At 69.9% G+C, this 20,157-nt stretch carries 19 protein-coding genes; 10 read left to right on the plus strand and 9 right to left on the minus strand.

Going from position 1 to position 20,157, the window contains the following annotated elements; all coding sequences use genetic code 11:
* Positions 1–52 precede the first annotated feature (52 nt).
* A complete protein-coding gene (locus HDA41_RS03450; RefSeq protein ID WP_230299814.1) occupies positions 53–1,237 on the plus strand; it encodes an MFS transporter in 1,185 nt (394 codons plus the stop codon).
* Positions 1,238–1,410: 173 nt separating this feature from the next.
* Here the strand turns inward: HDA41_RS03450 and HDA41_RS03455 are convergent, their stop codons facing one another.
* Positions 1,411–2,190: a fumarylacetoacetate hydrolase family protein gene (locus tag HDA41_RS03455; protein ID WP_184980541.1), complete on the minus strand. Its 780-nt coding sequence runs from the start codon at positions 2,188–2,190 to the stop codon at positions 1,411–1,413.
* 200 nt (positions 2,191–2,390) lie between these two features.
* On the opposite strand from HDA41_RS03455, the gene HDA41_RS03460 reads away from it, so the two are divergent.
* Entirely contained in the window at positions 2,391–3,425 is a 1,035-nt protein-coding gene (locus HDA41_RS03460) for a LacI family DNA-binding transcriptional regulator (RefSeq protein ID WP_184980543.1), read from the plus strand.
* A 242-nt stretch (positions 3,426–3,667) separates the two neighbouring features.
* On the opposite strand, the gene HDA41_RS03465 is transcribed toward HDA41_RS03460, so the two are convergent.
* Complete coding sequence (locus HDA41_RS03465) at positions 3,668–4,261, minus strand: NADPH-dependent FMN reductase (protein WP_184980545.1); 594 nt, start codon at positions 4,259–4,261, stop codon at positions 3,668–3,670.
* A 534-nt stretch (positions 4,262–4,795) separates the two neighbouring features.
* Between HDA41_RS03465 and eno the strand changes: the two genes are divergently transcribed.
* From eno to HDA41_RS03495, 6 genes are all read left to right on the plus strand, one after another.
* On the plus strand, positions 4,796–6,106 hold the full coding sequence (eno, locus tag HDA41_RS03470; protein WP_184980547.1) for a phosphopyruvate hydratase: 1,311 nt from the start codon (positions 4,796–4,798) through the stop codon (positions 6,104–6,106).
* Positions 6,107–6,168: 62 nt separating this feature from the next.
* Entirely contained in the window at positions 6,169–7,173 is a 1,005-nt protein-coding gene (locus HDA41_RS03475; protein WP_184980548.1) for a VOC family protein, read from the plus strand.
* 43 nt (positions 7,174–7,216) lie between these two features.
* Positions 7,217–7,768 (plus strand): carboxymuconolactone decarboxylase family protein, encoded by a 552-nt coding sequence (locus HDA41_RS03480; protein ID WP_184980550.1) that lies wholly within the window; start codon positions 7,217–7,219, stop codon positions 7,766–7,768.
* A 129-nt stretch (positions 7,769–7,897) separates the two neighbouring features.
* Positions 7,898–9,004 (plus strand): alcohol dehydrogenase catalytic domain-containing protein, encoded by a 1,107-nt coding sequence (locus HDA41_RS03485; RefSeq protein WP_184980552.1) that lies wholly within the window; start codon positions 7,898–7,900, stop codon positions 9,002–9,004.
* A gap of 154 nt (positions 9,005–9,158) precedes the next feature.
* Positions 9,159–10,067 (plus strand): LysR substrate-binding domain-containing protein, encoded by a 909-nt coding sequence (locus HDA41_RS03490; protein WP_184980554.1) that lies wholly within the window; start codon positions 9,159–9,161, stop codon positions 10,065–10,067.
* Positions 10,068–10,488: 421 nt separating this feature from the next.
* Positions 10,489–11,355, plus strand: a complete 867-nt coding sequence (locus HDA41_RS03495) for a 3-hydroxybutyryl-CoA dehydrogenase (RefSeq protein ID WP_184980556.1) — start codon at positions 10,489–10,491, stop codon at positions 11,353–11,355.
* A 23-nt stretch (positions 11,356–11,378) separates the two neighbouring features.
* Here the strand turns inward: HDA41_RS03495 and HDA41_RS03500 are convergent, their stop codons facing one another.
* Complete coding sequence (locus tag HDA41_RS03500; protein ID WP_184980558.1) at positions 11,379–12,335, minus strand: AraC-like ligand-binding domain-containing protein; 957 nt, start codon at positions 12,333–12,335, stop codon at positions 11,379–11,381.
* A 429-nt stretch (positions 12,336–12,764) separates the two neighbouring features.
* Between HDA41_RS03500 and HDA41_RS03505 the strand changes: the two genes are divergently transcribed.
* Together HDA41_RS03505 and HDA41_RS03510 are read left to right on the plus strand one after the other, a co-directional pair.
* Positions 12,765–13,946, plus strand: a complete 1,182-nt coding sequence (locus tag HDA41_RS03505) for an acyl-CoA dehydrogenase family protein (protein WP_184980560.1) — start codon at positions 12,765–12,767, stop codon at positions 13,944–13,946.
* Complete coding sequence (locus HDA41_RS03510; protein ID WP_184980562.1) at positions 13,943–14,437, plus strand: flavin reductase family protein; 495 nt, start codon at positions 13,943–13,945, stop codon at positions 14,435–14,437. The genes HDA41_RS03505 and HDA41_RS03510 overlap by 4 nt, the downstream gene beginning before the upstream one ends.
* Positions 14,438–14,572: 135 nt before the next feature.
* Here the strand turns inward: HDA41_RS03510 and HDA41_RS03515 are convergent, their stop codons facing one another.
* The 6 genes from HDA41_RS03515 to HDA41_RS03540 all read right to left on the minus strand — a co-directional run bounded on the left by HDA41_RS03515 (position 14,573) and on the right by HDA41_RS03540 (position 20,120).
* Complete coding sequence (locus HDA41_RS03515; protein WP_184980564.1) at positions 14,573–15,172, minus strand: hypothetical protein; 600 nt, start codon at positions 15,170–15,172, stop codon at positions 14,573–14,575.
* 152 nt (positions 15,173–15,324) lie between these two features.
* Entirely contained in the window at positions 15,325–16,290 is a 966-nt protein-coding gene (locus tag HDA41_RS03520; protein WP_184980566.1) for an electron transfer flavoprotein subunit alpha/FixB family protein, read from the minus strand.
* Between the two features lie 34 nt (positions 16,291–16,324).
* Positions 16,325–17,107, minus strand: a complete 783-nt coding sequence (locus HDA41_RS03525; protein WP_184980568.1) for an electron transfer flavoprotein subunit beta/FixA family protein — start codon at positions 17,105–17,107, stop codon at positions 16,325–16,327.
* 25 nt (positions 17,108–17,132) lie between these two features.
* Entirely contained in the window at positions 17,133–18,308 is a 1,176-nt protein-coding gene (locus tag HDA41_RS03530) for an acyl-CoA dehydrogenase family protein (protein WP_184980570.1), read from the minus strand.
* A 64-nt stretch (positions 18,309–18,372) separates the two neighbouring features.
* Entirely contained in the window at positions 18,373–19,620 is a 1,248-nt protein-coding gene (locus HDA41_RS03535) for a CaiB/BaiF CoA transferase family protein (RefSeq protein ID WP_230299813.1), read from the minus strand.
* Positions 19,621–19,679: 59 nt separating this feature from the next.
* Positions 19,680–20,120, minus strand: coding sequence for a Zn-ribbon domain-containing OB-fold protein (locus HDA41_RS03540; protein ID WP_184980572.1), 441 nt, complete (start codon positions 20,118–20,120; stop codon positions 19,680–19,682).
* Positions 20,121–20,157: the final 37 nt, after the last annotated feature.

Genomic DNA, 20,157 nt, shown 5'->3' on the forward strand with positions numbered 1-20,157 from the left:
AGGGCCCGTCGGCGACACACAGGAAAGCAGTCGTCCGCCCATTTCCCGCGTCATGATCGGGGTCGGCTTCCTTCTGGTGGTCCTCTCCTACATGGTGAACGCGATGGACCGCCAGGTCTTTCCCCCGCTGCTGCCCGCCATCCGTGCGGAGTACGGGTTCTCCCTGGAGCAGGGCGGGCTGCTGGCGACGAACTTCACTCTCGGCATGGCCCTGGCGGGCCTGCCCGCCGGCTACCTGCTGGATCGCTTCCGTCGCAAGACCGTGCTGCTGGTCAGCATCGTGATTTACTCCCTGGGCACGATGGCCACACCGCTGGCGACCGGATTCGCCGACATGACCCTGTACCGGGTCGTCTCCGGCTTCGGCGAGGGCATGCAGTCCGCCGCCATCTTCGCGGCGATCGGCGCCTTCTTCGCTCACCGTCGCGGCCTCGCTTTCGGCATCATAGGCGTGGGCTACTCCCTCGGCGTGTTCATCGCCCCGCTCATCGGCGTCCACCTGATGAACGCGCACGGAACCTGGCACTCGCCCTTCTATCTGTTCGGCGCGGCCGGGCTGCTGATCGCCGCCGCCTGCCTGTTCCTCGTGAAGGCCGGTCTGACCGAGCACTCCGTGGAGAAGACCGTCTCGACCAGGACGTACGAGTACATGCCGGCCTCCCCCTACAACCGCAACACCATCGCGCTGGTCGTCCACTCGGTCGTCAGCGGTGTGGCCATCTACGGGTTCCTCGGCCTCTACCCGACGTACCTCATCACCTCGCTGCACTACACCCCCGAGCAGGCCGCACTGGCCATGAGCCTCCTCGGTTTCGGGGGCATGACGGCCCTCTTCGGCGGCTGGCTCGGCGACCGCGTCAACCAGCGCACCCTGCTGATCGTGAGCCTGCTGGCCGTCTCCGCCGTCAGCGTGGGCGTCTACACGACGCAAGCCGGAGTCGGCCTCCAGTGCGTGTTCGCCTTCCTCATGGGCGCCTTCGGCCTCGGCTTCATCTATCCGAACACCAACAGCGCGATGCAGCGGGCCGTCCGTCCCGCGCAGATCGGACGCGCCTCCGGCCTCTTCGTCACCAGCTACTACGGAACGGCAGCTTTCTCGGGCCTGCTCTTCGCCGCCCTGGTGGACTCCTTCGGCTGGAGCCGGGCCGGGTTGGTGCAGGTCACGGTCCTGCCGTTGGTGGGCGTCGCCGCCCTGGCCTTCGTCCGCACCTCACTGTTCAACAACGCGGTCCGCTAACGGGCCGGCCCTCTGAGATCCGTCGCCCGTGTCGCACCAGCCGATCGGCTGGTGCGACACGGGTTTTCCGGTGGCAGAGCGGGGGCCCTGCGCCGACACACCACAGGGCCTGCTCCACCACTGATGGGAGGAACAGGCCCTGGCGAGCGGTCGGCCCGGTGGGCATTCGCGGTTCAGGCGCTCTCGGCCACGACCGGGTTGCGCAGGACGCCGATGCCCTCGATCTCCACCTCGACCTCGTCCCCGGGACGGATCGGCCCGACACCGGACGGCGTTCCGGTCATGATCGCGTCTCCGGGCAGCAGCGTCAGATAGCGGCTCAGGTAGGCGACGAGGTCGGGCACGGCGAGCAGCAGGTCGGCCGTGCTCGCCGACTGCGCGACGGCGCCGTTCACCCGGGTCGTCAGCGGCAGGTCCGAGGGGTCGAGTCCGGTGGCGATGACCGGTCCGAGCGGAGCGAACGTGTCCTGCCCCTTCCCGATCAGCAGCGTTCCGAACGCGCTCTCCCTGCGCTGGACCACGCGGTCGCTGACATCATTTCCGCAGGTGTAGCCGAGGATGTACTCATGGGCCTCGGAAGCCTTCACATGGCGGGCTTCCTTTCCGATGACGGCCACCAACTCGCCTTCGAAATGAATGAGTTCACCGCCCACCGGATAGACGATGGCATCGCCGGGCCCGACGACAGCGGTACTCGGCTTCATGAAACACACGGGAACTTCCGGGACGTCCCGGTCGGTCTCGTCGATGTGTGCGGCGTAGTTGTAGGCGAACCCGAAGATCCGCGGCCTTTCGAGAGGCGGGAGAACGACCACGTCACCGACTTCGTCGACCTGCCCCGTGGGAGACATCCCGGTAAAGGGATCGCCTTCGCATCTCACGATCCTGGCGTCACCGTCTTCGAATTCTCCATAGTGACGCACACCGTCGACGGCATACCTGACGATCCTCACGGAAACCTCCGCAACTAGGCAGCCGCTTACGGCGGCTGCAAGGGCCCCTCCAATAATGCTAACGTTAGCATAGGGCAGTGATCAACTCCGCTGTCCCCACCCTCTGACCACACCTTCTGACCGCGGAGCGCGATGGGATTGCTATCGTTGGCACGCGGAGAGCAATGGCACCGGACCAGTCGCCCGAGGGAGCCGCTTACGTGATCACGACCAGGGACATCGCCGAACGCCTCGGGGTCTCCGTCTCGACGGTCGGCCGGGCGCTCTCCGACGACCCCCGCATCAGTGAGGAGACCAAGTTCCGGGTCCGCCAGGCCGCGTCCGAGATGGGTTACGTGGGGAACCGTGCGGCGCGGATGATGCGGGGAGCGTCGAGCAACGTGGTCGCGCTGGTGATCCCGGACATCCGCAACAGCTTCTACTCGACCATCGCGCATCAGCTGTCGAAGAACATGCAGGCCGAGGGCTTCCAGCTGATGCTCTCGGAGACCGACGACGACCGGATGGTGGAGCTGCGCCATCTGCGGGAACTGTCCGCCAACCGCGTCGCGGGCGTCATCATCGTGCCCACCGCGCGCCCGCACGGCGACTCCGTCAAGCTTCTGCGCACCCTGCCGCACCTGCAACTACTGCGCCGTCACCCCGCCCTCGGCTCCCAGTGGTTCGGCGTTGACGACCACGAGGCCCTGCGTCAGGCCACCGCCCACCTGGTGGAGCTGGGCCACACCCGTATCGCCTATATGGGCGGCCCCGAGGAGCTGCCCACGGGCGCCGAGCGGCTGCGCGGATTCCGCAGCGCCCTGCGCGAAGGCGGCCTGCCGGACGACGCCGGGCGCACAGAGCTGTGGCCCCCCTCGTCCGTGGACCACGGCCGCCGGGCGACGCGCCGGCTGCTGGACGGCCCGGACGCGCCCACGGCACTCGTCCTGGGATCGACTCAGCTCACCCTGGGCGTACTGGAGGAGTTGTCCGAACAGGGCGTGAAAGTGCCCGGGGAGCTGTCCGTGGTCGGGTTCGGGGACGAACCGGGTTTCTCCTGGTGGGGGCCGGGGCTCACCACGACCGGTCTGCCGATCCAGGAGATGGCCACCGGCTGCGCGCTGTGGCTGATGCGCCGCCTCAAGACCAAGCCGGACAACGACGGACCGTACACGTCGGTCTCCCTCGGGTCGCTTGTCCTGCGCGGCAGCACGGCACCCCCTGGCGCGGCGACGACGACCTCCGGGCGCGGCTGAGCCGCTGCCGGGTTCGGGGCCCCCGGTCCATGCGATGGCTGCGCTGCCGGTCCATGGATCGAGGGGCCGGGTCCCGACCCGGATCTCCGATTCATGGACCGGCTCCCCCACCCGGCTACTCGGTCCGCCGGCAAGCTCGCACGTACAACGCGAAGGGCGCCCGGAACGCATCGTTCCGGGCGCCCTTCGCGTCATCGGTCACGTCGGTCATTTCAGTCAAGCCGGTTCAGGCCAGTACGTCATCAGTACGTTCCGCCACGCAACCCGCGCATGACGCCGGCGGTACGGGCGAGTTCGTCGAGCACCTGCTCGGCGGCGGTCTCATGTATCTTGCCGGGCCGGAAGACGCCGTCCGCGACGACCTCGTTGACGAACGGAATGCTCACGGTCGGGCCGATCGGCAGCATCCTGAGGTTCGCCACCACCTGCTTGGCCATCTGCACGGCCCGGGTGCCCGCCGATACCCCTCCATAGCTGACGAACGCGGCCGGCTTGTGCTGCCACTCCACGGCGAGGTAGTCCCAAGCGTTTTTCAGCGGGGCCGGGAAGCCGCCGTTGTACTCCGGGGTGACGAAGACGAACGCGTCCGACGCGTCCACGATCCGGCTCCACTCCACGGTATGGCTCTTGGTGTACTGCCGCAGCGCCGGCGGGTGCGGCTCGTCATAGAAGGGCAGAGCCAGTTCGCGCAGATCGACGAGGTGCGACTCGAACCCATCGTGTTCCGCGGCCCTGGCGGTGAACCAGTCCGCGACAGATCTGCCCACGCGTCCGGGGCGTGTGCTGGCGACAACTGTGGTGAGGATCATCGGCGTCGCCGAGGGCTGGGAGGCCATAGGGGGCTCACTTTCGGTGTCGGCAACGATCCGGCCCGGCGGACCCGCGCCCGCCTGTGCTGTCCGTCCGTCCAGGAGGAGTGCGGGTCCGCCGGAGTATCCGTTGCCGGGATGCGACGAGGTGTGCGAACGATAGCACTCACCCGAAGTCGCGCCAATGCCGCAAGGACAATCAACAACCACACCGAACCTGACGCCGCCTGCCCCTTGACAGGGCCGCCAGCTCTTCGCAGGATTGCGCTATCGTTAGCATTCATCAGTCGCGATGGTCGGGCGACCCCCGTCATCGCCCTGTGCCCCGGATTCCATCCCCGGCCGCCCGGGACCACGAGGAGAGCTGTACGGCCCTTCTCCCGTGTCCGGCGTCGCGGTACCGGTCCGGGTGTCGCACCGTGGGGTCCGCCTTCTCCCGCTGCCGGTCGGCAAGGGTTCCTCCCTTCTCCTCCTGCTGCGGGAATCCGTCCCGCCACGGCAGGCACGGACACCGGAACCGGCCCCCGCTCATCGCCCCGAACTCCGAAAGGTCGCACCGTCATGACAGACACGCGGATCGCCAAGCTCCACGGCCGCAGGGTGTGGGACTCGCGCGGCCGGCCGACCGTCGAGGTCGAGGTCCACCTAGCGGACGGCGCGATCGGGCGGGCCATCGCACCCGCGGGGGCCTCGACGGGCCAGGGCGAGGCACTCGACCTGCGCGACGGCGGCGACTCTTTCGGTGGACTCGACGTCCGGCGCGCGGTGGCGTCGGTCAACCGTGAGATCGCGCCCGCTCTGCTGGACCTCGACGCGGCCGACCAGGAGGCCGTCGACCGCCTTCTGGTGGACCTGGACGGGACCCCCGACCGCGGCCGTCTCGGCGGCAACGCGATCGTGGCCACGTCCATGGCGGTCCTGCACGCCGGCGCCGCTTCGGCGGACGTACCACTGTGGCAGCACCTGGCGGGCGGACGGCCGGTCCGCATCCCGCTGCCGGAGATCCAGATCTTCGGCGGCGGCGCCCACGCGGACCGCCGCGTCGACGTCCAGGACTTCATGGTGGTCTGCCCAGCGGCGCGGAGCTTCTCCGAGGCACTGGACTGGACGGCGGAGATCTATCGGGCGGCCGGGAGCCTGATGCGCGCCGCCGGCAAGGCTCAGGGCGTCGCCGACGAAGGCGGCTTCTGGCCCGCCTTCGACTCCAACGAGGAAGCGCTGGAGACGCTGAGCCTCGCCATCGAGAGCGCGGGGTTCGCCCCCGCCACCCAGGTCGGTATCTCGTTGGACGTCGCGGCCTCGCAGTTCGGCAGTGCGGGCAAGTACACCCTGGCCCTGGACGACCGCACACTGGACACCGAGGCGCTGATCGACATGCTGAGCGGCTGGATCAGGCAGTACCCGATCCTGTCCGTCGAGGACCCGGTGGGTGAGGACGACCACGACGGAATGCTGGAGTTCACCCGGCGCCACGGCCGCAACTGCCAAGTGATCGGCGACGACTACCTCGTCACGAACGCCAAGCGGGTGGAGGCCGCGGCCACCGGCGGAGCGGTGAACGCCGTCCTCATCAAGCCGAACCAGGCCGGCACGGTCACGGAGGCGTTCCAGGCCCTGCGGGCCGGAAAGGAGGCGGGCTTCGGCACGATCGTCTCGGCCCGTTCCGGAGAGACCGAGGACATCACCATCGCCCATCTGAGCGTCGGCTGGGACGCCGGCCAGCTGAAGGTGGGATCCTTCACCCGCTCCGAGCGCATGGCGAAGTGGAACGAGGTTCTGCGCATCGAGGAGTCCCTCGGTGATTCCGCCGAATTCAGCGGCTGGTCCGCGTTCCCTTTCGCTGACCCCGCGTCCTTTGCCTCCAGGCCCTGAATCGGCTGCGGAGCATTACAGTCATTCGAATTCCAAAAGCCGATCCGAGCACGGAGACCAGCATGCTGCCACCCGTCAATCTGCGCCCGAGTTTCAACATCACCCGCTCCAGTCACGTCCGTCTCACGGTCGCCGATCTGGCCGAGAGCCGGAACTTCTACGTGAAGGCGCTGGGCCTCGTCGTCAGCGACGAGGACGAACGCACCTGCTACCTCCGCGGCCTGGCCGAGGCGTGCCACCACAGCCTCGTGCTGGAGCTGGACGAGGAGGGGGCCGGATCGTGCAGGCGGGTCGGCTACCGGGTCTTTTTCGACGAGGACCTGGATCTCGCGTACGCCTGGTTCCGTGAGCGGGGGCTGCCCGCCGAGTGGGTCGACGCCCCGTACCAGGGCCGCACCCTGCACGTCAGCGACCCCATCGGCACCCCGCTCGAACTGTGCGCGCACATGGAGACCCGGCCTCGGCTGCACATCGACTTCGCGTCCTACAAGGGCGCCCACGCGCAGCGGCTGGACCACTACCAGATCTTCGCGCCCGACACCTACGAGCTGTGCGCGTTCTACAGCGAGCTCGGCTTCCGCAACTCGGAGTACCTGGAGCACGGCGACAAACTGCTGGGCGCCTTCATGTACCGCAAGGGCACCTGCCTGGACCTGGCGATCGTCGAGAACACCGGTCCCGCCCTGCACCACTTCGCGTACACCGTGTCCGAGAGCCGCGACATCTTCACCGCCTGCGACTGGGCGGGCCTCCTCGGCTACGGCGACGGGGTGGAGCGCGGCCCCGGCCGGCACGGGCCGGGCGGAATGCTCTTCGTCTACCTCCGCGACCCCGACGGGCACCGGGTGGAGGTCTTCAACAGCCACTACCAGACGATCGACACCGAGATCGAGCCCGTCCGCTGGGACGCCGCGTCACTGAGCACCAACGCCCGCTGGGGTCTGCCGGCCCTGGAGAAGTGGTACTTCGAGGCGTCGCCCTTCGTCGACGCGCCGCTGATCCCGCCGGCCGAGCTGCCGAAGCCGATGTCACTCGAACGTTTCCTGCTGGAGCAGTCCGCCCCCTGACCCGGCCCGGCCTTTTCACCTCTACGTCACCCGAGGAGACACCATGGCACGAGTGCCCTACCTGGACCGCGAGGACGCGGATCCGGCACAGAAACCCCTGTACGACCGGCTGGAAGCCGAACGCAAGGTACCGACGGCGAACATCTTCCTCGCCCTGGCCAACGCGCCGGTCCAGCTGGACGCCTTCCTGACCTACGCCAACTCGCTGCGAGCCGCCGACCTCAGCCCCCGCTTGCGAGAGCTGGCGATCCTGACCGTCGGGTACGCGACCCGGTCCGCGTACGAGGTCGCGCACCACCAGTCGCACGGGCTCAAGGCCGGACTCACCGAGGAACAGCTCGCGGCGGTGCCCGACTTCGAGTCCTCGGGCCTGTTCGACGACACGGAGAAGGCGGTGATGCGCCTCGCCAAGGAGTCCACGCTCCAGGTCGACGTCTCCGAGCAGACCTGGCGTGCCGCCGCCGACCTGCTGACGGACCGGCAGATGGTCGAACTTTCCTTGTCCATCGCCTGGTACAACTCCGGCGTCCGCATCATGGGGCTGCTGGACATCGACCTCGAGGAAAATTACCCGAATCCCTTCCCGAAATCGTAGAACTCGGCGCCGAAAAGCCCCTCGATACGTGAGAAGTGACAGCCGAGCCGCCGGTCCGCCGCCTCGGTCGCCGAAAAGTTTCCTCCGCCCCCCGACCGTCGGGACGGAGTATTTCCAAGGAGTATTTCGATGGCGAAAATGCTCGCTGCACGACTGCACGCGCTCGGTGAGCCGATGTCGATCGACAGCATCGACGTGCCCACCCCGCGGGCGACCGACGTGCTGGTGCGGGTCAGGGCGTGCGGGATCGTGCCGAACATGGCCAACGTGATCAACAACTGGCCCACCTGGTTCCCGCACCAGCCACTGCCCAAGTTCCCCGCGATCTTCGGTCTGGACGCCGCGGGTGTGGTCGAGGCGGTCGGCGAGGCGGTGCTGCACACCAAGCCGGGCGATCGGGTGTACGTCAACCCGCTGCGCGGGTGCGGCAGTTGCCAGGTGTGCCGGGGTGGTGAACTGAGCCGCTGCCGCTACTTCACGCTGAACGGCTACTTCAGCACCTCCCGCGACGGCCAGCGGATCTTCGACCTGTATCCGTACGGCGGTTTCTCGCAGTACATGACCGCCCCCCAGTCCTCGATCGTCAACCTCCCCGGCAACATGACGTTCGAGCAGGCCGGCAAGCTCGGCTACATCGGCACGTCCTACGGCGCCCTCAGGAACGCCGCCGCCGGCCCCGGCCAGGTCGCCCTCATCGACGGGATCACCGGAACCCTCGGTGTCGCGTCGACCCTGCTCGCGCTCGCCTCCGGCGCCTCCCGGGTCCTCGGGACCGGCCGCAACGAGGAACTCCTCAAGCGGGTCCGGGAACTGGACCCGGAGCGGATCGAGGTCATGCGGCTCGGCGACGGCTCCACCGGTGAATGGGCCAAGTCCCGCACCGGCGGCGAGGGCGCCGACTACGTGATCAGCGCGCTGGGGGCCAAGGCCCCGGTGGAGACGATGCTCGACTCCATGCAGGGCGTCCGCCGCGGCGGCAGGGTCGTCAACGTCGGCGGCGTCGCCGACCGGCTGCCCGTGGACGTGAAGTGGCTCATGGACGAACAGGTGCAGTTGATCGGCTCCAACTGGTTCTCCACCGCGCAGGGGCAGGAACTCGCCGACATGGTGGCCACCGGCGCCCTGGACCTGTCGTACCTTCAGACCAAGCCCTTCCCACTGGCCAGGGTCAACGAGGCGATCTCGGGACTCGAGGACCGCGACGGCGGGTTCAGCAACTACGTCGTCATCCCCTGAACCGCCACCGGCCATGCTGCCGACGGCCCCTGCCCCATACTCACCCCGCGGCGATCCTGTTCTGCCCTGACGAGCGCCGCGGGGTGTGCTCACCACAGGCCGTACGCTCAGCCCGTTCCCTCCTCGGAGCGGGCCCAGCGGGATGGAGGAGCCGATGGAACTGCGCTGGCTGGAATCGTTCGTCATCGTCGCGGAGGAACTGCACTTCGCACGGGCGGCCGACCGTCTGCACCTGGCCCCCTCGGCTCTCAGCGCCCAGGTCAGGGCACTGGAGTCACACCTCGGTGTGCGGCTCATCGACCGCGGACGGCGTACCCGCCCCGCGCTCACCAGCGCCGGGCTGCTGTTCCTCGAAGAGGCGCGGCTGACCCTCGCCCAGGCCGCCCGGGCCGAGGCCATAGGCCGGCGCGCCGGTCGCGGAGAACTGGGTCACGCCCAGATCGCCTACGTCGCCTCGGCCGCGTTCTCCGGCGTGCTCACCGACGTCCTCACCCGCTGCGCCGCTCCCGGCACCGAACTGACCGTGCAGGTCCGGGAGCTGGAGACACCCGCCCAACTGGAGGCGCTGGTCTGCGGGGACATCGACGTCGGATTCCTGCGCTTCAGGCCGGAGTACCCGCCCGAGGTCACGGCCACCCGCCTGCTCACCGAGGACATCGTCCTGGCCCTGCCGGCGGGCGCCCCGCTGGCGGCCTACGAGGCGGTACCGGCGGCACAGTTGCGCGACGAGTGCTTCGTCGCCCCGCACTTCGACGAGGAGTACGGCTGCCGCGACCAGATCCTCGACGTGGCGGAGCGAGGGGGCTTCAGCCCGCGGTGTGCTCCCCCGGTACGGGACTTCATAGCCGCTCTGACCATGGTCGGCGGAGGTCTCGCGGTCGCCCTGGTCCCCGATTCGCTGCGCCGCGTCCAGATCCCGGGGGTGGCCTACCGTCCGCTGGCCGACGTGGCGCTGACGACCAGTCTGGTCGGCGCCTTCCGCAGGGGCGAGACCTCGCCCGCGGTGCGTGGTGTGATCCGCCGCCTGCGAGAGGCGGCGGCCACCACTGTCACCGCCGGCTGAAACCGCCGCTTTCCGGCGGGCGTCCGGCCACCTGCCGACGCCCGGCCGGCGCGTGGGCACCTCCGGGCCCCCCGCCCCTGGCCGCCGGACGCCTCGCCGACCGGGAGGGCGGATCCGCGGTCCGCGGTCTGTCCAGGGGGCCTCGGCAGTTCCATCACGTCTGTCCCAGAGGGCGCCGGCCTCGATGTCCGCGCCCTCCTCCTCGTGCTCGCGCCCCGGCCGCCGTGCCCGTCCCGGTCGTGATCGGGGCAGCTCCTCTCGACGCGCCGGACCGACACCGTACCGGCGCATGTTTGTGCGCGGAAAACGCATCATCAGAGCAGGTCAGAGGGGTGGTCCCCGGCCTACCCTCGACACCGCAGCACAGACCGTCACGGCGTCGGCAAACCGCCGCCGGACGCGGGAACAGGCGGAGGAGCACATGACATCGATCAAGCACGTGGGCGTCGTCGGCGCCGGGCAGATGGGCCGGGGCATCACCGAGGTCTGCGCCCGGGCCGGGCTGCACGTCACCTTGTGCGACGTCACCGAGGACAGGGCCCGCGCCGGGCTGACGGGCGTCGCCGACGCACTGCTCAAGGCGGAGAAGCACGGCGCCATCGGCCCCGAAGACCGCGCTCATGCCCTCGCCGGAATCTCGGTCACCGCCGACCTCTCCCGGCTGTCCGGCGCTGACCTGGTGATCGAGGCCGCCGTCGAGGACGAGCGGGCCAAGACAGAGCTGTTCCAGCAGTTGGACAAGGTGGTCACCAACCCGTCCGCCGTGCTGGCCAGCAACACTTCCTCGATCCCCATCGCCCGGCTCGCGGCCGTGACCGGACGTCCTCAGGCGGTGGTGGGCCTGCACTTCTTCAACCCGGTCCCCGCCATGCCGCTGGTCGAGGTGATCCCCTCGATGCACACCTCCAGGGCCACGGAACAGCGCGTACGCGCCTTCGCCGCCGAGACCCTGGGCAAGAAGACGATCGTCACTCAGGACCGCGCGGGATTCGTGGTCAACTCCTTGCTGATTCCCTACCTGTTGGCAGCGGTGCGCATGGTCGGTTCCGGCACCGCGACGGCCGAGGACATCGACACGGCCATGACCGCCGGCTGCGCCCACCCCATGGGCCCGCTGCGCCTCGCCGACCTCATCGGCCTGGACACGGTGGCGGCGATAGGCGAGGCCCTGTACGAGGAATACCGCGAACAGCTGTACGCCCCGCCCCCGCTGCTGCGCCGCATGGTCGAGTCGGGCCTGCTGGGCCGCAAGTCGGGGCAGGGGTTCTTCAACTACCAGGCGGCCTGAGGGCATCGGCCGGCGTCCTCGCACTACGGCCCTTGACGCCGTCGTCCAGCCGCCCGCGCAGCCCGGGGGCTCATGCCGTAGGCCGCCTTGAAGGCGTGGCTGAAGTGGGCCGGGTCGGAAAAACCCCAGCGTCCGCCGATGGCGCCGACCGGAAGGTGGTCCATGGCCGGATCGGCGAGGTCGCGCCGGCACCGGTCCAGACGCTGTTCCCGGATCCAGCCCGAGACGGTGTATCCCTGTGCGGCCAGCAACTTGTACAGGTACCGGCGTGAGATGCGGTGGGTGGCCGCGATGCCTTCGGGGCTCAGCCCGGGGTCGGCGAGCCGCTCCTCCATGTAGGCGAGGAGGCGCTGGGTGAGCACGCCCGGCCCGTCCTCCTCGGTGCTCCAGTCCGCGCCCGCCTGCTCCGCGAGCAGGGCTCCGATCAGGCCGACCACGTGGTCGGCGAGCCGGGGCGTGCCGCAGGACTCCAGGTGTGCCATCTGCCGCACCAGCCCGTACAGGAGGGGCTGTACGACTTGGCCGAGCCCGTCGTGGCATGGCACCGGTGTCGCCGTCACCCGCGCCAGATCACGTTCCGTGATGCGCAGCATGGCGCGGGGGAACATCAGGACGAGGCCGGTGTGGGACTGCCGCAGGTCGTAGGTGAAGGGCGAGCGGGTGTCGTAGACCACCAGTTCGCCCGGGCGTACCTGGGCCTGACGATCTTTCTGGGTGAGCACTCCCTGCCCGCTGAGCTGCAGCGTGAGCTGGAGGAGGTCGGGCGCGTCGGAGGCGATGTGCCGTCGGGTGCGCGCGACGCTGTGCGGTTCGGCCGTGATGACCGACATCTGTACCTGGCCCACCTGCGCGGCGTGCAGCGATGCGCGGAAGTCGGAGCACTCGCGCGGCAGGACCGCCATGGGCACGAGACTCCGGCTGACGGCGTCCCGCCAGGATTCCAGTCTCTCGCCGGCCGTGGCATCGCTCGGCGTCGTCATCCGGGGCATTCTGCTCTCCTCCCGGCCCATCCGGCCCCCGAGGTGCGGAAACGGACCGACCCGGCCCTCCTCCTGGCCGGAGTGTAGGACACTCCGGGCGATATCCGACCCGCTCTGCGACCACCACTCTTGCGGGACGTTCCTCCGCCGTGGCCGCCCAGGAGCTGTTCTCAGCCAAGCAAAACCCTGTGCCCCCGCATACAAGCGGGGCCTGTGCTCCGCCCCACATCATTCGGGCAGTGAACGGGAGGCGTCGGCGGCTCTTGGACCGCCCTCCGCCTCCCGCAGGAGCGGCCGTGCCGACATCCCGACCGCCCCGCGCGGCCCGGAAGGTGCTTCGCCTCAACGTTTCGCCCCCAGCGACACCAGGGATTCCCCCTTCAGTCACCGACGGTCGTCTCCGACCGCAGGCACTCACAAGGACACATCATGACGACATTCCTCCAGCCGCCCGCGCCCTCCGACCGGGCAACCGACGACAGCGTGCTCGGCCGTGTCCGCGCGCACCTGCCCGAGATCGCGGCACGGTCGGCCGAGGCCGAGGCGGCTCGGTCGGTTCCCGCGGAGATCATCACGGCCCTGCGTCACGCCGGCGTGTTCCGCATGAGCCTGCCCACGGCATGGGGCGGCTCGCAGCTCGACCTGGTGGAGAGCGCACGAGTGGTCCGGGAGATCTCGCGTGCCGACGGCTCGACCGGCTGGACCGTTCAGGCCGCCTCGATGGCCTGGTTCTTCGTGCGGTCGCTGCCTCGGGAGACGCTTGAGAGAGAGGTCTTCGGCGACGGCGCCGACCTGATGCTCCGTGGGGCGATCGCCCCGAAGGGGACCGCGACGCCGGTGGCGGGCGGCTACCGGATCAGTGGCCGCTGGCCGCTGGCCAGCGGCTCGTTCACCCCGGACTGGATGCTCGCGGGCTTCGTGGTCGAGGGCGCGCCCCCGCTGCCCGACGGGCGCCCCGACCTGCGCGTCGCGCTGATCCGCCCCGAGCACGTGACCTTCCTCGACACGTGGGACGCGGTGGGCCTGCGCGCCACACAGAGCACCGACTTCACCATGGACGACGTCTTCGTGCCGGAGCGCTTCACGGGCCCTCTGTCGGGCGGCAACAACATCCCCGCTCCCTTCTACAACCTGCCGTACACGGCCACGGGCGCCTCGCACGACGCCGTCATCGTCGGCTGTCTGGAGGGTGCGCTGGGCGATCTCGCCGAACTGGCCGCCACCAAGCGGCCGGCGTTCAACCCGAGGGCGGTCATCGGTGAGGATCCGGTGTTCCAGGAGAGGTTCGCCGAGCTGCACCTGCGTACGACGGCGCTCAACGCCCTGCTGGAGCGGACCGGCCGTACGGTCATGGACCGGGCCCTGGCAGGAGAGGAGCCCACCCCGGCAGAGTGGTTCGGCTACACCGGCAGCCATCAGCACATCCATCACGAGGGCATCCGGATACTCAACGAGATCATGACGCTGTCGGGCAGCTCCGGGCTCTACAGCTCCAGCCCCCTGCAGCGTCGCTGGCGCGATGTCCGCTGTGTCTCCCAGCACGTGGCCGGCAACAACGGTTCGATGCGTCGCCTGGGCGCGGTCCTGTCGGGTCAGGAGGTCACCGGATGAGCCCGCTCGTCGCGACACCGATGGATCCCGCCGTGCTGCGCCAGGCGTTCGGCTGTTTCCCGTCCGGGGTGACAGCCCTGTGCGCGCTCGACTCCGGTACGCCGGTGGGCATGGCCGCGAGTACGTTCACCCCGGTCTCCCTCGACCCCCCACTGGTGTCGGTCTGTGTCCAGGACACCTCGTCGACCTGGCCGAAGCTGCGCCGGCAGAGCCGTCTGGGCCTGAGCGTGCTGGCCGAGGGACAGGACCTGGTCTGCCGCTCACTGGCCGGAAAAGGCGGGGACCGGTTCGCGGAGGTCGACTGGGAGGCCGGCGAGGGCGGAAGCGTGTACATCCGCCATGCCAACCTCTGGTTGGACTGCTCGCTTCACGCGGAGTTCCCCGCAGGGGACCACACCATCGTCGTGCTGGAGATCCACGGCCTGAAGGCCGAACCCGACCGTGCGCCGCTGGTCTTCCACGGCAGCCGCTTCCGGCGCCTGGCCGCTTGACGACCGGTTGACCGGCCAGCGGGAGCTCCCTGGCCTGCTCCGCGCACGCAACCCAGGTCGAGGAGTTCCCGCTGCCCTTCTTCACTGGCGGCGCCGCGGCAGCCAGTGCCGTGGCAGGCACTGGCTGCCGCAGCACTAGAACAGGATGCACGTCGTCCAGTCGGGCGGGAGCGGCGACGCGGTGGCCTGTGCGGCCGCGGGCGGAGGCGGGGTGTAGCGGGGCGGCGGGGCGGGGTGCAGACCGAACAGCGAACCGGCGGCCTCCGCGAACGCCGCGGCGCATCGCACTGCCGCCTCCGGCGGGACAGCCATCCGCCGCAGGGCCCCGGCGCACGCGTCCTCCACCAGGTCCAGCTGTCTCGACAGCTCGACCGGCCGGTCCGGGCGGCCGTCGCCCGCCAGGTCGGTCAGCAGCTCTCGTGCCTTGTGCTGCACAGCGGCCAGAGCGTCCCATCCCCGTGACCGGAGTACCGGCCGGAGTCCCTCGGCCCCGGCGACGGGCAGGCCGAGGGCTTCGTGGAACTGATCGCCGATGCGGACGTGCCACAGTGTCAGCTCACCGGACCGATCGGCTTGAAGGCCGGCGAGAACGACGAGCAGGGCCGCCGCTCCCGTCGCCCAGTCGTCGAACCCATCCGCCCCTCGTGGAGAGCCGGGCTGGAGGAAGGGGCGGAGTGAGTCGAGGGCCTGTGCGGCCGATTCAGCCGCACTCTGGCAGGCGTGGTCAGTGGGCATGGGTACGTCACCGCTTCGTCGAGGTGGCTGGCCGGGTCGGGGTGAGCCTTGTTGCAGGCGGTTGGTCCGGGGACCGACCCTCTGCGAGGGCTTGGAGGATCTGCCACCGCCCAGCCGAGCACCCCCTGCTCCCCAGCCGACGGCGCACCACGTCAGCCGGCTGCGCGGCGGGCTGCCACTTCCTGCGTGAGCTGGGGCGCCACCGCGAACAGGTCTCCCACCACGGCGTAGTCGGCGAGGCCGAGAATCGGGGCCTCCGGGTCCTTGTTGACGGCGACGATCGTCTTGGAGGTCTGCATCCCGGCGAGGTGCTGGATGGCCCCGGAGATACCCAGGGCGACGTACAGCTGCGGGGAGACGGACTTTCCGGTCTGCCCGACCTGGAAGTGGTGCGGGTAGTACCCGGCGTCCACCGCGGCACGCGAGGCGCCCACCGCACCGCCCAGGGCGTCGGCCAGCTCCTCCACCACCTTGAAGCCCACCGCTCCCCCGACACCACGGCCGCCGGAGACGACGACGCTCGCCTCGGTGAGCCCCGGCCGGTCGCCCGTGAGTGCGGCGCCCCTGGCAGTGATACGGGCGGACGCGGCGGGGTCGGCCGTAGGCAGGGCGAGCGTCCGCTGCACGGCCTGCCCCGGACGCTCCTCCGTTTCGAAGGCCCCCGGGCGTACGGTGATCACCGGTACGCCCTGGGTGACCTGCGAGCGCACGGTGTACGACCCGCCGAAGACGATCTGGGTGGCCACCCCGGAGGAGTCCAGGTCGACCGCGTCGATCAGCAGCCCGGCGTCCAGCCGCGCGGCGAGACGCCCGGCCACCTCGTTGCCGTCCGCCGTCGCGGAGACCAGCACGGCGGCGGGAGAGGCTTCCCGGACCGCGAGCTGAAGGGCATCGACAGCGGGCGTGGCCAGGAACTCGGCCGCGTCGGTGGATTCCGCCGCGTGGACGGTTGTGGCGCCGTACCGGGCCAGGGACTCCGCGAGGCGGGCCGCTGTGCCGGGAGTTCCCACGACGACTGCGGCCGGGTTTCCCAACCGCCGTGCGGCGGACAGGAGTTCGTACGTGGACTTGTGGACGCGTTCCCCGTCGTGGTCGACGAGGACGAGGACATCGGGCATGGGATGCCTGCTTCTTGTTGCGGAGCGATTCGATTCAGAGGAGCTTCAGGGCAATCAGGTGTTCGATGAGCTGCCGGCCGGCCGAGCCGTCGTCCGTGACACGGATCCCTGCGGCCCGGGCCGGACGCGGGACGGCCTCCATCACGCGGGTGCGGGTCACCCGGACCCCGGCGTCATCCGCGTCGGGGAACAGGTCGTCGAGGTCGACCGTCTCCACCGACTTCTTCTTGGCGGCCATGATCCCCTTGAACGAGGGGTAGCGCGGCTCGTTGATCTTCTCGGTGACGCTGGCCAGCGCGGGCAGCGATGCCTCCAGCGTCGCCCAGCCGCTGTCGGTCTCGCGTTCGGCTCGCACGCGTCCTCCGTCCACGTCCAGTTCGCGCGCATGTGTCAGCTGCGGCAGACCGAGCAGGTCGGCGACGATGGCGGGGACCGCGCTCGCCTGTCCGTCGGTGGTCGCGTCGCCCGCCAGGACCAGGTCGACGTCCTCCACCGTCCGCACGGCGGCCGCCAGCACCTTGGCGGTGGTCACCACGTCGGCGCCGTGGAGCCGGTCGTCGCAGATGTGGATCGCGCGGTCGGCACCCATCGCCAGAACCTTGCGGATGGCGTCGAGTGCGGAGTCGGGCCCCATGGACACGACGGTGACCTCGGCGTCCGACGACTCCTTCAGCCGCAGGGCCTCTTCCGCGGCGCGTTCATTGATTTCGTCGAGCACCAGGTCGGCGCCCTCGCGGTCAAGGGTGTGGTCGCCGGCGGACAGGGTGCGTTCGGCTCCGGTGTCCGGGACCTGCTTGACGAGTACGACGATGTTCACGGTCGTCTTCCTTCAGCCGGGGCGGTCAGCGGAACGCCGGGTATCCGGTGATCGCCTGACCGACGACCAGCGTGTGCATCTCGTTGGTGCCTTCGTAGGTCATCACCGACTCCAGGTTGTTGGCGTGGCGCAGCGGCGAGTACTCCAGGGAGATGCCGTTGGCCCCCAGCACTGAGCGGCATTCGCGCGCGATGGCGATCGCTTCCCGCACGTTGTTGAGCTTGCCGACGCTGATCTGCTCGGGCCGGATGCGGTGCTGGTCCTTGAGCCGGCCCAGATGGACGGCGAGCAGTGCGGCGTTGCCCAGGGACACGCTCATGTCGGCGAGCTTCTTCTGGGTGAGCTGGAAGGCGCTGATCGGCTTGTCGAACTGCACGCGCGAGTCGGCGTACTCGATGGCCGCCTGGAGCGAGTCACGGGCCGCGCCGACCGCGCCGAACAGGATGCCGAAGCGGGCCTCGTTCAGGCAGGACAGCGGTCCGCGCAGGCCCTCCGCCAGCGGCAGCCGCGCCGATTCCGGCAGCCGTACGTTGTCGAAGTACAGCTCGGAGGTGATCGAGGCGCGCAGCGACATCTTCTGCTTGATGTCCTGCGTGGTGAAGCCGGGGGTGCCACGCGGCACGAGGAAGCCACGGACGCCGTCCTCGGTCTGCGCCCAGACGGTGGCCACATCGGCGATGCCGCCATTGGTGATCCACATCTTGGAACCGTTCAGGATCCAGTCACCGCCGTCGCGGACGGCCCGAGTGCGCATCCCGGAAGGGTTGCTGCCGAAGTCGGGCTCGGTCAGACCGAAGCAGCCGATCGCCTCACCGGCGGCCAGCCGGGGCAACCACTGAAGCTTCTGCTCCTCCGAACCCCACTTCCAGATGGAGAACATCGACAGCGAGCCCTGCACGGAGACGAAGCTGCGGAAACCGGAGTCCGCCGCCTCAAGCTCCAGGCAGGCCAGGCCGTAGGAGACGGCGTTGGTGCCGGCGCAGCCGTAGCCCTCCAGATGCATCCCGAGTACGCCCAACTTGCCAAGTTCAGGGGCGAGTTCGCGGGCGAAGTGCGCGTTTTCGAACCACTCGCCGAGGTGCGGGCGCACCCGGTCGGCGAGGAACTTGGCGACGGTGGCCTGGATCTCCCGTTCCTCGTCGGTGAGGGTGGAGGAGAAGTCGAGCAGGTCGAGCGGGTCCTTCAGCGGCTTGCGGCTCATCGTGGGCTCCTGGCGGTGACGGTGGTGGGTGAGGTCGGGGTGCTGGTGTCGAGGCGGGAATCGGTCACGTGGCCGATCCGTCCGGTTCGGTGGCGGAGTCGGAAAAACGGTCGAGGATGTCCGCGGTGTGCTGGCCAAGGCGTGGCGGCGGCAGGCGGTACTGCGCGGGTGTGCCGCTCAGCGCGATGGGGCTCGCGACCTGACGGGAGGGCGTGCCCTCCGCCCCGTCGGCGGGTGCGGCGGGGATGTCGACGATGCCGGGAAGGCCGAGCTTCGCCGCGAAGGCGAATGCCTCGTCGAGGGTGTTGACCGGTCCGGCGGGCACACCCGCAGCCAGCAGGACGGCCGACCAGTGGTCGGCGCCGGCGGCGCCCAGCCGTTCGGTCAGCAGGTCCGTGAGTTCGGCGCGGTGGGCGACGCGGTCGGCGTTGGTGCGGAAGCGGTCGTCCAGCGCGAGACCGGGATCCCCGACGACCTCGGCGAGCGCCGCGAACTGCCGGTCGTTGCCCACCGCGATCGCGATCGGACGATCGGCGGCCGGGAAGGTCTCGTACGGGGCGATGCTGGGGTGCGCGTTGCCCAGGCGGCCCGGCACCACGCCGGCGACGGCGAACGCCGACGCCTGGTTGACCATGGCCGACAGCAGCGAGCCGAGCAGGTTCACCTCGACCAGTTGGCCCTCCCCGGTGGCGTCCCGGTGCCGGAGGGCCGCCAGGATGCCCAGCGAGGCGTGCAGGCCGGTGATCACGTCGACGAGTGCCACGCCGGCCTTCACCGGCTCCCCGGCCGCGTCTCCGGTCACGCTCATCAGACCGCCGACGGCCTGCACGAGCAGGTCGTATCCGGGGATCGCCGCGCCCGCACCGCTGCCGAAGCCACTGATCGAGCAGTAGACCAACCCCGGGTGACGGGCGCGCAGTTCGCGAGGGCCGAGCCCCAGCCGCTCCATCGTGCCGGGACGGAAGTTCTCCACCAGCACGTCGGACTCGGCGACCAGGGCACGGGCCTGTTCCAGACCGGCCTCGGTCGTGAGGTCCAGGACGACGGACTTCTTGTTCCGGTTCACGCTCAGGAAGTACGTAGAGGTGCCGTCGTGGTCCGCGGGCGGGTGCCAGGCCCTGGTCTCGTCCCCGGCACCCGGCCTCTCCACCTTCACCACCTCGGCGCCGAGATCGGCGAGGAGCATCGTGGCGTAGGGCCCTGCGAGAACCCGGGAGAAGTCGGCGATGCGCAGCCCTTCCAGCGCACCGCGCCCCGCACCTTCGCGGCCGATGCCGGCCCGTTCGTCCGGCGCGTCGTACTGGGTGCCCACGCACCCTCCTCTCTCGTCGTACCGGCCTGCGAACACCGCTCCGTCCGAGCCGTCAGCCCTCACCACCAGCGCTCCGGAGATGTCGCCGGGTGGGTGAGCTCGACGACGGGCAGGCCCTGACCGACAGGGGCGGCCGTCCGTACGACCCTCACCCTCGCGCCGATCCCGACCACGACCGGCTCCGTCCCCGTGACCTGGCAGAGCAGGTTGAAGCCTTCGTCCATCGCGACGAACCACGTGTGATGCGGGGCGTGGCCGGTTCGGCGGACGACGGCTCCGGCGCCGGCGCTGCGCTCGCGTCGGAAGCCCGTGGATCCGCAGGCCCGGCAGAACGACCGTCGGTAGGCGGGGGTGCCGCACCAGAGGCACCGCTGGAAGAACAGCTCGTGGCCGGCCGCCGGTGCGGCCGGTGCGGCCGGCACGGCGGGCGCGGTCGTGGTGGCGGCAGCCGCTTCGTACTCCCCGCACTCAGTGGTTTCACGGGTGTCCGTGTGGAGCATCACGACCTCCTGCGCTCAGTTCGATGACCGGAAAAGG

Origin of the sequence: Streptomyces caelestis, from assembly GCF_014205255.1 — a bacterium.
GTDB lineage: Bacteria > Actinomycetota > Actinomycetes > Streptomycetales > Streptomycetaceae > Streptomyces > Streptomyces caelestis.